Source organism: Thermocrispum municipale DSM 44069 (assembly GCF_000427825.1).
GTDB lineage: Bacteria > Actinomycetota > Actinomycetes > Mycobacteriales > Pseudonocardiaceae > Thermocrispum > Thermocrispum municipale.
The window spans coordinates 145,798-158,587 of sequence record NZ_ATYT01000006.1 but is presented as its reverse complement, the minus strand read 5'-3'; the positions used below and the strand labels follow the sequence as shown (position 1 = coordinate 158,587).

The 12,790-nt window shown below is 70.4% G+C and carries 8 protein-coding genes; 2 read left to right on the top strand and 6 right to left on the bottom strand.

From position 1 onward, the window contains the following. Nucleotides 1-26: 26 nt before the first annotated feature. Nucleotides 27-515 (bottom strand): pantetheine-phosphate adenylyltransferase, encoded by a 489-nt coding sequence (coaD, locus tag YWM_RS0107655; protein ID WP_028850231.1) that lies wholly within the window; start codon nt 513-515, stop codon nt 27-29. Nucleotides 516-560: 45 nt separating this feature from the next. Continuing rightward, nucleotides 561-1,121, bottom strand: a complete 561-nt coding sequence (gene rsmD, locus YWM_RS0107650) for a 16S rRNA (guanine(966)-N(2))-methyltransferase RsmD (protein WP_028850230.1) — start codon at nt 1,119-1,121, stop codon at nt 561-563. A 152-nt stretch (nt 1,122-1,273) separates the two neighbouring features. Between rsmD and YWM_RS0107645 the strand changes: the two genes are divergently transcribed. After that, nucleotides 1,274-3,382 carry a HelD family protein gene (locus YWM_RS0107645; RefSeq protein ID WP_028850229.1) on the top strand — a complete coding sequence of 703 codons (2,109 nt, stop codon included), beginning with the start codon at nt 1,274-1,276 and terminating at the stop codon, nt 3,380-3,382. 215 nt (nt 3,383-3,597) lie between these two features. On the opposite strand, the gene YWM_RS0107640 is transcribed toward YWM_RS0107645, so the two are convergent. The 4 genes from YWM_RS0107640 to YWM_RS0107625 all read right to left on the bottom strand — a co-directional run bounded on the left by YWM_RS0107640 (nt 3,598) and on the right by YWM_RS0107625 (nt 12,423). After that, on the bottom strand, nt 3,598-5,178 hold the full coding sequence (locus tag YWM_RS0107640; RefSeq protein ID WP_211232449.1) for an adenylate/guanylate cyclase domain-containing protein: 1,581 nt from the start codon (nt 5,176-5,178) through the stop codon (nt 3,598-3,600). A 4-nt stretch (nt 5,179-5,182) separates the two neighbouring features. Beyond that, nucleotides 5,183-8,554 (bottom strand): pyruvate carboxylase, encoded by a 3,372-nt coding sequence (locus YWM_RS0107635; RefSeq protein WP_028850227.1) that lies wholly within the window; start codon nt 8,552-8,554, stop codon nt 5,183-5,185. 96 nt (nt 8,555-8,650) lie between these two features. Further along, complete coding sequence (recG, locus tag YWM_RS0107630; RefSeq protein ID WP_245565958.1) at nt 8,651-10,825, bottom strand: ATP-dependent DNA helicase RecG; 2,175 nt, start codon at nt 10,823-10,825, stop codon at nt 8,651-8,653. Further along, nucleotides 10,825-12,423 carry a DAK2 domain-containing protein gene (locus YWM_RS0107625; protein ID WP_043660079.1) on the bottom strand — a complete coding sequence of 533 codons (1,599 nt, stop codon included), beginning with the start codon at nt 12,421-12,423 and terminating at the stop codon, nt 10,825-10,827. The genes recG and YWM_RS0107625 overlap by 1 nt, the downstream gene beginning before the upstream one ends. Before the next feature lie 110 nt (nt 12,424-12,533). On the opposite strand from YWM_RS0107625, the gene rpmB reads away from it, so the two are divergent. After that, nucleotides 12,534-12,722 (top strand): 50S ribosomal protein L28, encoded by a 189-nt coding sequence (gene rpmB / locus YWM_RS25605; RefSeq protein WP_084609236.1) that lies wholly within the window; start codon nt 12,534-12,536, stop codon nt 12,720-12,722. The last annotated feature ends 68 nt before the right edge of the window (nt 12,723-12,790 follow it).

The following is a 12,790-nucleotide window of genomic DNA, read 5'->3' as shown; positions in this document are numbered from 1 at the left end:
TGGCCCGTCACTGGGCGTGTCACGAGTCAGGAGGACGTGTTCTCCGCGACGCGCTCCATCAGCCGCCGCTGCACGTGCTCGGGCAGCAAACCACTCACGTCCCCGCCGTGCGTGGCGACTTCCTTGATCAGCGAGCTGGACAGGAAGCTGTAGTCCGGGCTGGTCGACATGAACACCGTGTCCACACCGGACAGCCTGCGGTTCATCTGCGCCATCTGCAGCTCGTAGTCGAAGTCGCTGACCGCCCGCAGCCCCTTGGCGATGACCTGGATGTCGTTGGCGGTGCAGTAGTCCACCAGCAGCCCGTGCCACGAGTCGACCCGCACGTTGGACAGGTGCGAGGTCACCTCGGACAGCATCGCCATCCGCTCGTCGATCGAGAACATGCCGGTCTTGTTGCGGTTGATCAGCACCGCGACCACGACCTCGTCGAACAGCGTGGAAGCTCGCTCGATGACGTCCAGATGTCCGTTGGTCACCGGGTCGTAGGAACCGGGGCACACCGCGCGTCGCATGGCGGGAAGCCTACCCATGGGCCGCCGGTGTCGCCGCGATCCACGTCACGGCCGGACGGACAGCTCGGCCCAGTGCAACACCGTGTCGCCGTAGCGCTTGACCCGGATCTCGCGGAAGGCCTCCGGCCACTCGACCGCACCGTCGCGGCCCGCTCGCTCCACGATGACCAGGGCGTGCTCGGCCAGCCAGCCGCCGACGACCAGCAGGTTCAGCACGTCGTGCAGATCCGGGTTGGACATCCCGTACGGCGGATCGGCCACCACCACGTCGAACGGCTCGCTCGTGGCGCCGGCCAGCACGTGCTCGACCTCGCCGTGGCGAACGGTTCCGCCGAGGTTGACGGCGCGCACGTTGGCACGCAGCACCTCGACGGCCCGGCGGTCCGACTCCACGAACAGCGCATCCGCCGCGCCCCACGACAACGCTTCCAACCCGAGGGCGCCGGTGCCTGCGTACAGGTCGAGAACACGCGCTCCGGCCAGCTCGTTGGCCGCGTCCAGCGCGTTGAACAGCGCCTCACGGATTCGCTCCGAAGTGGGACGCGTGCCGTGCGCGGGCACGCGGAGGCGTCGGCCACCCGCAACCCCGGAAACGATCCGCGTCATGGTCGGTGAGTGTCCCGTAGGGCCGAGGCGGCGCAGGAGGCAGGTCCGGCAGGTGTTTCGCCAGCCACTCTCTCGACACCGTCCGGACACGGCGTATTCTCGTCTTTCCCCGTCGACACATTGCACCGTCCTGGCATCTCTTAAGGAGCGCGGTGTCCCAATCCCGGATCCGGAAGGCAGAAATCGCGCTCGAGCAGGCCCACGTCGACCGCGTCTACCAGCGGCTGGAGCAGCTGCGCGCGCAGGCGGAACAGATGCTGGCCAAGGGCTACCAGATGGGGCATGGCGCGCAGCGGGAAGCCGTCTTCGAACAGGCCTCGATGCTCTTCGAGCGCGACATGATGGTCTACCACGCCAGCCAGACGCTGCAGCGGCTCGACGCCGAGTACGAGGGACTGGTCTTCGGTCGGCTGGATCACGCAAGCAACGGTGACGTGGTCTACGTCGGCAGGCTGGGGATCCGGGACGCCGACTTCAACAATCTGGTCACCGACTGGCGGGCGCCCGCGGCCGCGCCGTTCTACCAGGCCACGGCCGAACAGCCGATGGACGTCATGCGCCGCCGGGTCATCCGCTGCTCCGGCCAGCAAGTGCTAAACGTGGACGACGACGTGCTGATGCCCGAGGCGTTGCCGGAAGGCATGGCCGTGGTCGGCGAAGGCGCGCTGATGGCCGCGCTGGGCAGGGCTCGCGGCGAACACATGCGGGACATCGTCGCGACCATCCAGAAGGAGCAGGACGAGGTCATCCGCGCGCCGTGGCAAGGCGTCACGGAGATCACCGGCGGGCCTGGCACCGGCAAGACGGCGGTCGCGCTGCACCGCGCCGCGTACTTGCTCTACCGGCACCGCAAGCGGCTCGGCGGCGCCGGCGTGCTGGTCATCGGCCCGTCGGAGGTGTTCACCAACTACATCTCGCGCGTGCTGCCGTCGATGGGCGAAACGGATGTCGAGCTGCGCTCGCTGGGCACGGTGCTGGACGGGGTGAAGGCCGAACGGTTCGACCCCGCGCCGGTCGCGGCGATCAAGGGCTCGCTGCGCATGCGCAAGGTCCTGCTGCGGGCGATCCGGGACACCCCACCGGACGTACCGACCCAGATGCGGATCACGTACAAGGGCGACGTGCTGCGGTTGGAGACCGACCAGCTGGAAAAGGTCCGCAAGCGCGTGCACGCGCGCGGCGGTCAACCGAACCGGTCGCGGGTTCGCGCGGCGGAGATGCTGCTGGAAGCCCTGGCGGACGTCGCGGAGAAGAATGCCCGCGACGACGGGACCGAGCTGACCCCGGCCGCTCGCCACGAGTTGATCATGGAGCTGGGCGAGCGCATCGACTTCCATCGCTTCCTCGTGGTGTGGTGGCCCGAACTGCGGCCGACGGAGATCCTGCGCTGGCTGTCCGACGAGCAACGGCTGGCCAGGGCGGCGCGCAACGTCCTGACCAAGGAGGAGATCTCGCTGCTCAGCCGGTCGTGGGCGGACGAATCGGCGGGCTGGTCGGTGGCCGACGTCGCGCTGCTGGACGAGCTGCGTGTGCTGGTCGGCAAGCCGAAGCGGCGGCGGTCGGCGCCCGAGCCGGAACCCGCTCCCGGCGGGCGGCACCGTCCGGAGCACTACGACGAGTACTCGCACATCGTGGTCGACGAGGCGCAGGACCTCTCGCCGATGCAGTGGCGGATGATCGGCAGACGCGGCCGCTACGCCAGCTGGACCGTGGTCGGTGACCCGGTGCAGAGCTCGTGGCCGAAGCCCGAGGAGGCGGACCTGGCCGCTGCCGACGCGTTCGGCAAGGCCACCCGCAGGCGGTTTGCGCTACGCACGAACTACCGGAACTCGGCGGAGATCTTCGCGCTGGCCTCCCGGGTGGTGGCCGAGCACGCCGATCCGGACCAGCTGCCGGAGGCGGTCCGGCACACCGGGATCGAGCCGGACGTGCGCGAGGTCGACGCGGAGTCGATGGCCGACGAGGTGCGCCGAGCCGCCAAGGAACTGTTGGCGGCGGTCGACGGCACGGTCGGCGTGATCAGCGCGATGGACCGGGTCGGCACCGTGGAGAAGTGGCTGGCCGCGATGTCCGACGACCGGCTGCGGGTGGTGGGCAGCCTGGACGCCAAGGGCCTGGAGTACGACGCGGTCGTGCTGCTCGAGCCGCGCGAGCTGATCGACGAGTCGGTCACCGGACGACGTGTGCTCTACGTTGCGCTGACTCGAGCCACCCAGCAGCTCGTCGTGGTCGCGTCTGATCCGTCCTGGCTGCCGGACTAGCGCCGGGAAAGCACGGCGAGGGAGACCTTGCCGCCGGACCAGCGCCGGAGCAGGACAGCGAGGGTGGCGCCTGCCACCGGACCAGGACAGCAAAGGCAGTGCCCGCCGCCCGACCAGCGCCGAGGCAACACGGCAAGGGCGGTGCCCGGCCGGCGGACCAGGACAGCCACGGCAAGGGCAGTGCCCCGCCGCCGGACCAACACGGCGACGATGCGTCAACCCTTGCCGCCGGACCAGCGCCGCGACAACACGGCGACCTTCGTGCGCTCCGTCCGCCCGCGCAGCGTGACCCGGCGGTAGGAGCGCCAGAACGACTTCTCGTCGCCCGAGGCCCCGTCGAGCACGCGATGGGACACCGCCACCCGGCCGGGCACGGACTTGGCCAGCTCGGTCAAGCGGGCGGCTTCGTTGACCGGGTCACCGATCACCGTGTACTCCAGCCTGCTTTCCGTCCCGACATACCCGGCGACGGCCTGACCTGCGGAAACCCCGATCCCCGCGGAGACCTCGGGCACTTCGCTGCGCAGCCGCACGATCATCCGACGAGCCGCCCGCAACGCCTGGCCGTTGGCGTCCGGCAACGACGTGGGCGCTCCGAAGATCGCCAGCGCCGCATCGCCGAGGAACTTGTTCACCAGCCCGCCGTGCGCATTGATCTCCTCGACCACCACCGCGAAGAACCGGTTGAGCACATCGACCACCTCGGTCGGCGGCCGGGTCGACGCGATCCTGGTGGAGCCGACGACGTCGACGAACAGCACGGCCACCTCGTGCAGCTCGCCGCCCAGCTCCAGCGGCGAGGTCAGCGCCACCTGCGCGACGTCCTCGCCGACGTGCCTGCCGAACAGGTCCTTGACCCGTTCCCGTTCCCGCAGGCCCGCCACCATGTCGTTGAACCCGGCCTGCAGCCTGCCCAGCTCGGTGCCGTCGAACACCACGACCTCGGCGTCCAGATCACCGCGTTCGACGCGCGCCTGGGCGGCCCGGACGGTCATGATCGGCGCCATGGTGGCACGGGCGGTCATCAGCGTGAGGAACGCGCCCGCGGACAGCACGACGGCGCCGAGCGCCAGCACCGTGATGATCAGCTGATGCCGGGACACCTCGGGTTCGTAGAGCGCGGAGACAGCCACCAGCATCATGCCCACGACCGGCGCGGCCGACCCGATTCCCCAGAACAGCACCGAGCGCAGGGTCGCGCCGATGAACGTGCGCCGCTCCGGCGGGCCACCGGCGAGCGCCCGCGCGGCGATGGGACGCAGCGCGAACTCGCTGATCAGGTACGAGTTGGCACACGTCACCGTGCCGGACAACAGGATGCTGAAGGCCAGCTTCGGGATGAGCTCGGTGTCCACCAGGCCGTAGAGGACGGTGAACACGAGCAGGCCGCCCGCCCAGCCGAGCGCCTGGATGGCCGTCAGATCGAGCGGGAGCCGCAGCGTGGCACGCCGCTGCCGCTCGTCGAGCTCGCGCCCTTCGTCGCTCTGCAACACCCAGCGCAGCACCCGCTGCCCGGTCACCACCCCGGTCACGGTGATGCCCAGCCAGGCCAGACCGACGTAGATCGGCACCGCGATGAAGTTCAGCGGCGCCAGCTCGTCGGTGAACACCTGCGGGCCGGGGATGACCACGGTGACCAACAGGATCGACACCGCCAACCCGATCAGGTTGGCCACGAACACGGGCCCGATCAGCAGCAGCCGCACCCGTAGCCGCAGGCTGCGCGCGTCGTCCCCGCGGCCCAACAACCACGAGCCGAACGGGTGCTCGGCGCGCTGCAGCTCGGCACTGTTCACCTGGCTACCTCAGCACGACCAGCAAATCCCCGCCTTCGACCTGTTGCACGGCGTTGATCGCCAGTCGGTCGACGGTGCCCGACTTGGGTGCGGTGATGGCCGCTTCCATCTTCATCGCCTCGATGGTGGCCACCGTGTCGCCCTGCTCGACCTCGTCCCCTTCGGCGACCGCCAGCGTGACCACGCCGGCGAACGGGGCCGCCACGTGGTTCGGATCGTTGCGGTCGGCCTTCTCGGCGACCGGCACGTCCACCGCCACCGAGGTGTCCTTCACCGAGATCACCCGCAGCTGCCCGTTCAGCGTGGCCATCACCGCCCGCATGCCGCGGTCGTCGGCCTCACCGATGGCCTCCAGTTCGATCAGCAGCCGCACGCCCGGTTCGAGGTCGACCGAGTACTCCTCGCCCGCGCGCAGCCCGTAGAAGAAGTCCAGGCTGTTCAGCAAGCTGGTGTCGCCGAACTGTTCGCGGTGGGACTCGTACTCCTTGGTCGGTCCGGGGAACAGCAGCCGGTTGAGGGTGGCCCGGCGGTCGTGCTGCAGTCCGTGCCGGTCCTCGGCGGTCAGCTCGACCATGCGGCGTGGTTCACCGCGGCCTTCCAACGCCTTGCTGCGGAACGGCTCCGGCCAGCCACCCGGCGGGTCGCCCAGCTCGCCGCGCAGGAAGCCGATCACCGAGTCCGGGATGTCGAACGACGCCGGGTCGGCCTCGAACTTGGCGGGGTCGACCCCCGCTCCGACCAGGTGCAACGCCAGGTCGCCGACGACTTTCGAGGACGGTGTGACCTTGACCAGCCTGCCGAGGATGCGGTCGGCCGCGGCGTACATCGACTCGATCTGCTCGAACTTCTCCCCCAGCCCGAGCGCGATCGCCTGCGTGCGCAGGTTGGACAGCTGCCCGCCGGGGATCTCGTGGTGGTAGACCCGGCCGGTCGGCGAGGCCAGACCGGCTTCGAACGGTGCGTAGACCTTGCGCACGGCCTCCCAGTACGGCTCCAGGTCGGTCAGCGCCTGCAGGTCGAGCCCGGTCGGCCGCTCCGAGTGGTCGGTGGCCGCCACGATGGCCGACAACGAGGGCTGCGACGTCGTCCCGGACATCGACGCGACCGCACCGTCGACCGCGTCGGCCCCGGCCTGGATGGCCGCCAGGTACGTGGCGAGCTGACCGCCCGCGGTGTCGTGGGTGTGCACGTGGACCGGCAGGTCGAACTCCGACCGCAACGCCGACACCAGCCGATGCGCGGCCGGAGCCCGCAGCAGGCCGGCCATGTCCTTGATCGCCAGCACGTGCGCACCCGCGTTCACGATCTGCTCGGCGAGCCGCAGGTAGTAATCCAGCGTGTACAGCTTCTCGGCCGGGTCGGACAGGTCCGCGGTGTAGCAGAGCGCGACCTCGGCGACCGCGTTGGTGTTCTCCCGCACCGCGTCGATCGCCGGTCGCATCTGCTCGACGTCGTTGAGCGCGTCGAAGATACGGAAGATGTCGATCCCCGTCGCGGCCGCTTCCTCGACGAACGCCTTGGTCACCTCGACCGGGTACGGGGTGTAGCCGACGGTGTTGCGGCCGCGCAGCAGCATCTGCAGGCAGATGTTGGGCACCGCTTCGCGCAGCTGGGCCAGCCGCTGCCACGGGTCCTCGGCCAGGAAGCGCAGCGCGACGTCGTAGGTCGCGCCGCCCCAGCACTCCAGCGACAACAGCTCCGGGCAGGCCCTGGCCACGACCGGCGCGGCGGCCAGCAGGTCCTTGGTGCGGACGCGGGTGGCCAGCAGCGACTGGTGTGCGTCGCGGAACGTGGTGTCGGTGACCGCCAGCCGGTCCGACTCCCGCAGCCAGCGGGCGAAGCCCTCCGGACCGAGCTCGTCCAGCTTCTGCTTCGACCCTGCTGGCGCCTCGCCCGCGACGTCGGGCAGCTTGGCGGCCGGGTTCATCAGGTTCGGCCGCGGGCCGTGCGGCTTGTTGACCGTCACGTCCGCCAGATACGTCAGCAGGCGGGTGCCCCGGTCCGCGGAGCCGCGGGCGGTCAGCAGGTGCGGACGCTCCTCGATGAAGGCCGTGGTCACCCGGCCCGCACGGAAGTCCGCATCGTCCAGCACGGCCTGCAGGAACGGGATGTTCGTGGCCACGCCGCGGATGCGGAACTCGGCGACCGCCCGCCGCGCCCTGCCGACCGCGGTTTCGAAGTCACGGCCCCGGCAGGTGAGCTTGACCAGCATCGAGTCGAAGTGCGCGCTGATCTCCGTACCCGCGTGCGTCGTGCCGCCGTCGAGCCTGATACCCGAGCCGCCGGGCGACCGGTAAGCACTGATGACACCCACGTCGGGACGGAATTCGTTGGCCGGGTCCTCGGTGGTGATCCGGCACTGCAGCGCCGCCCCGCGCAGGTAGATCTGCTCCTGGCTCAGCCCGAGGTCGTCCAGCGTCTCCCCGGCGGCGATACGCAGCTGGGACTGCACCAGGTCGACGTCGGTGACTTCTTCGGTGACGGTGTGCTCGACCTGGATCCGCGGGTTCATCTCGATGAAGACGTGCTGGCCGTCCCGGTCCAGCAGGAACTCCACGGTGCCCGCGTTGCGGTAGCCGATCTGCCTGGCGAACGCCACGGCGTCGCGACAGATCCGCTCCCGCACCTCGGGGTCGAGGTTCGGGGCAGGCGCCAGCTCGATGACCTTCTGGTGCCGTCGCTGCACCGAGCAGTCGCGCTCGTAGAGGTGGATGACGTTGCCCGCACCGTCGGCGAGGATCTGCACCTCGATGTGCCGCGGCTCGACCACGGCCTTCTCCAGAAAGACCGTCGGGTCACCGAACGCCGACTCCGCCTCCCGCGCGGCGGCCTCGATGGCTTCCCGCAGCCTGCGCGGGTCGTCGACCCGGCGCATACCGCGGCCACCGCCGCCCGCGACCGCCTTGACGAACAGCGGAAACCCGATCTCCTCGGCCCGGCGCACCAGCTCGTCGACGTCCGACGACGGCTCCGACGAAGCCAGCACCGGGATGCCCGCCTCCCGCGCGGCGGCCACCGCCCGCGCCTTGTTCCCGGTCAGCTCCAAAATGTCCGCGGACGGGCCGACGAAGGTGATTCCGCTGCGCTCGCAGGCCCGCGCCAGTTCCGGGTTCTCCGACAAGAATCCGTAGCCCGGGTAGATCGCGTCCGCGCCGGTTTCCCTGGCAGCCCGCACGATCTCGTCGACCGAGAGATACGCGCGCACCGGATGGCCGCGTTCGCCGATCTCCAGCGCCTGGTCCGCCTTCAGCCGGTGCAGCGAGTTGCGGTCCTCGTAGGGGAACACCGCAACGGTGTGCGCGCCCAGCTCATAGGCGGCACGGAACGCCCTGATCGCGATCTCGCCCCGGTTGGCCACCAGCACCTTGTCGAACATGCATCATCCTTCGTCGCCGAGTCGCGGCGGTCGGGTCGCACGATGTGAGCGCGACGGCTTGCAGCTCGCCTGTAACCGTAATGCGTGAACGCCGGTTCACACCTTCTCGAGATACTCGGCACGCTCAGGGTCGACCAATTCGGTCACCAGCTGAGCGAGCCCAGGATGCTGCGTCAGCGTGGGGTCATCAGCGACGATCCGCTGCGCTTCCTGCCTGGCGCGCGCGATGAGGTCTTCGTCACGGAGCAGCGACAGCAGCCGCAGCCCGGATCGTTTGCCCGATTGGGCAGCGCCGAGTACGTCGCCTTCGTGGCGAAGCTCCAGATCGTGCCGGGACAGCTCGAACCCGTCCAGCGTGGACGCCACGACGTCCAGCCGTTCCCGCGCGACGGTCCCCTCGAGCGCCTCGGTCACCAGCAGGCACAGCCCGGGCACGTCACCTCGGCCGACCCGGCCCCGCAACTGATGCAGCTGCGAGATGCCGAACCGGTCGGCGTCCATGATCACCATCGCGGTGGCGTTCGGCACGTTCACGCCGACCTCGATCACGGTGGTGGACACCAACACGTCGATCTCGCCCGCGGCGAAGGCCCGCATCACCGCGTCCTTCTCCTCCGACGGCAGGCGTCCGTGCAGCACGCCGACACGGACCGAGCTCAGCGGGCCGTTGCGCAACTCCTCGGCCAGTTCCAGGACCGACACCGGCCGCTTCTGGTCGTCCTCGCTCGGCTGCTCGTCCTCGCCGTCGTCACCGATCCGGGCACACACGACGTAGCACTGGTGGCCTTTGCCGACTTCCTCGACCAGCCGCTCCCAGGTACGCCTCAGCCACGCGGGCTTCTCGACGGCAGGGACCACGGTGGTGGAGATCGGCGACCGCCCGGCGGGCAGCTCGCGCAGCGACGAGACTTCCAGATCGCCGTAGACGGTCATGGCCACGGTGCGCGGGATCGGCGTCGCGGTCATCACCAGCACGTGCGGGGACGTCTCGCCACTGCCCCGGCTGCGTAACGCGTCGCGCTGCTCGACACCGAACCGGTGCTGCTCGTCCACCACGACCAGACCCAGGTCGGCGAACGACACCGACTCCTGGATCAGGGCGTGCGTCCCGACCACGATGCCCGCGGCGCCGCTGGCCGTGTCCAGCAGCGCCTGCTTGCGCTGCTTGGCCGACATGGAGCCGGTGAGCAGCACGACACGGGTGGCATGCTCGGCCGCGCCCAGCTCGCCCGCGATGCCCAGATCACCCAGCATCTCCCGCAACGACCGGGCGTGCTGGGCGGCCAGCACCTCGGTCGGAGCCAGCAGCGCCGCCTGCTTCCCCGCGTCGATGACCTGCGTCATCGCGCGCAACGCCACGATGGTCTTACCGCTGCCGACCTCGCCCTGCAGCAGCCGGTTCATCGGGTGTTCGGCGGACAGATCGGCCGAGATCGCTTCGCCGACCTCGCGCTGCCCTTGGGTCAGCTCGAACGGCAGCCGCGCGTCGAACGCATCCGCCAGCTTGCCGCGCACGGGTGGACACGGTGGCGCGGGCCGCGTGCCCGCCGAGGCCCGACGCTCGGCCAGCACCAGCTGTACCGCCATCGCCTCGTCCCACTTGAGGCGATCACGAGCGCGGTAGACGTCATCCATGTGCTCCGGCCGATGGATGCTGCGCAGTGCCTCGGCCAGCGACGGCAGGGCGAACTTCTGGCGCAGGTCCTCGGGCAGCGGGTCGTCGCCGATGTCCACCAGGTCCAGCACCTGGTGGGCGCAGCGGGCGATCACCCACGACGGCAGGCCCTCCGCGGCCGGGTAGACCGGGATGATCTCGTTGACGAACTCCTGAACCGCGTCGTCGTCGGTGTCCTCCACCAGCTGGTACTCCGGGTGGGCCAGCTGCAGTTGCCTGCGGAACGCGCCGACCTTGCCGGCGAACAGGCCGACGGCGCCCGGGCGCAGCCTGCGCTGGTGGTAGTGGGTCTGGTTGAAGAAGGCCAGCTGCAGCCGCCGGGTGCCGTCGGTGATGGTGACTTCGAGGATGCTGCCCCGCCGGTTGCGCATGCGCCGCTGGCCGGCGCTGAGCACTCGCGCCATCACCGTGACGTGTTCGCCGATCTCCACGCCCGCGATGTCGGTCAGTTCACCGCGCTGGGCGTACCGGCGCGGGTAGTGCCGCAGCAGGTCTCCCGCGGTGTGCAGGTCGAGCGCCTTGGCCAGCAGCTTGGCCGACTTGGCGCCGACCAGTGACGTCAGCGGGGTGCGCAACGACGTATCCGGGCTGGTCACTACTCCACTCCCAGGCTCAGCACGGACTCGGTGTGGCCGCCGGAATAGATGGTCAGCTCCACTTCCGGGTGGGCGCGCGCCATGTGGTCGGTCACGGCTTCCGTCATACCGGCAGGGGCCGACGCTCCCAGCAGTACGGTGACCAGTTCACCGCCCGAGGCGAGCAGCAGATCCAGCAGCTCGGTCGCCGCGTCGGTGAGCGGGCGGTCCGCGGGCGCGATCAGCACCACCTCGTCGTCGGCGAAACCCACGATGTCCCCGGCGGACACCCGGCCGACCCAGGTGATCGCGTCCTGCTCGGCACGCTTCAGCTCACCGCGCCGGGTGGCCGCGGCCGCTTCGGCCATGGCCACCACGTTGTCCCCGGTGCGGCGGCCGGCGTCGTACACCGCGATCGCGGACAGCACCTGGACCGGCGAGGCGCACGGGATCACCACGACCTCGGCACCGCCCCCGCGGACTCGCTCCGCGGCCTGCTCGGCGAGCTCGGTCAGCTCCTTGGTGCCGGGCAACACCGTGACGTGCTCGGCGGCCAGATCGGCGATGGCGCGTTCGATCGCGCTCGCGTCGACCGGCCGGCCCTCCCGGACGCCGAGGACCGTGACGCCCTCGTGCCGGCAGATCTCGGCGAGCTCGGCGCCCGCCACGACGGCGAGCACGGCGCTGCCGGAGCGCCCGCGAACGCTCATCGGCCGCGTCAGCGGTTCGACTCGCACCTGGTGCGGCCTGCCTGCCCGAAGCCCGGCTTCGAGCGCGGCTCCGATGTCGGCGCAGTGGACGTGCACCGCGAGCGTGCCGGCACCGTCGTCGGCGATCGTCACGCTCTCGCCGATCGCGCTGAGGTCCTCTTTCAGCGTCGCGAGTGCGTCTTCCGTGGCGTCCAGCAGGTACATGACCTCCCACGGCTGCTCCTCCTGGACGGGCGTGGTGGACGGCCTGCCGCTCGGGGCGGTCCGGAAGGTGCCGCGCGGCGGGCTCGGGGTGCCACGCAGTACCGCGACCAGCTCGTCCAGGACCGCCAGCAGCCCACGGCCGCCGGCGTCCACCACCCCCGCCTCCGCGAGGACCGCGAGCTGCTCCGGGGTGCGCGTCAACGCCTCCGCGGCGGCGTCGGCGGCCGAGCCTGCGACCTGCGCAGCCGAGTCGGACTCGGTTCGAGTGGCGGCTCGGGCTGCGGCGCGCAGCACACTGAGCATGGTGCCCTCGACCGGCCGGACGACCGCGGCGGTGGCCGTGCGATCCGCGTGATCGAACGCCTTCGCCAGCAGCCGGCCGTCCAGCTCGGCGTGTTCGGAGCAGGCTTCGGCCAGCCCGCGCAGGAACTGGGACAGGATGACCCCGGAGTTGCCCCGCGCCGCACCGACCGCTCCGCGCGCCATCGCCGTCAGCGCCTCGCCCACTCCCGCCGCCTCGTCCGGCACGGCGTCCCGGGCAGCGGTGAACGTGTGCAGCATGTTCGAGCCGGTGTCCGAGTCGGCCACCGGGAAGACGTTCATCGCGTCCAGCTCCGCGCACAGCCGCTGCAAGGCCCGGAAACCGGCGTCCGCCCAGGCAGCCACGACGGCGGTGGTGACCGCTCGTTGCTCGCCCGTCGACACTCCGCGCTCCTCCCGGCCCCCGGTTCACGTGACGTTCTCGCTACCCGCTACCCTATTTGAGCTGTCCGCGACCTGTGCGGATCATCCCCGTAGACGAAGGAGTGTTCGACGTGGCTGCCGTGTGCGACGTCTGTGGCAAGGGGCCGGGCTTCGGCAAGTCGGTCTCGCACTCTCACCGACGTCACAGCCGCCGGTGGAACCCGAACATCCAGACCGTGCACGCGCGCGTAGGCATCTCCCAGCGGAAGCGCCTCAACGTATGCACGTCCTGCCTGAAGGCGGGCAAGGTCACCCGGTAGTTCGGGCCGCCAGGCCAGAAAAAGATCTACGACGTCAACGTCGCCGCACTGTGATCAGTGCGGCGACG

Bases quoted from the DNA above. Each gene is read 5' to 3' on its own strand.
- coaD (WP_028850231.1), bottom strand. From the start codon at position 515: ATGCGACGCGCGGTGTGCCCCGGTTCCTACGACCCGGTGACCAACGGA.
- rsmD (WP_028850230.1), bottom strand. From the start codon at position 1,121: ATGACGCGGATCGTTTCCGGGGTTGCGGGTGGCCGACGCCTCCGCGTG.
- YWM_RS0107635 (WP_028850227.1), bottom strand. From the start codon at position 8,554: ATGTTCGACAAGGTGCTGGTGGCCAACCGGGGCGAGATCGCGATCAGG.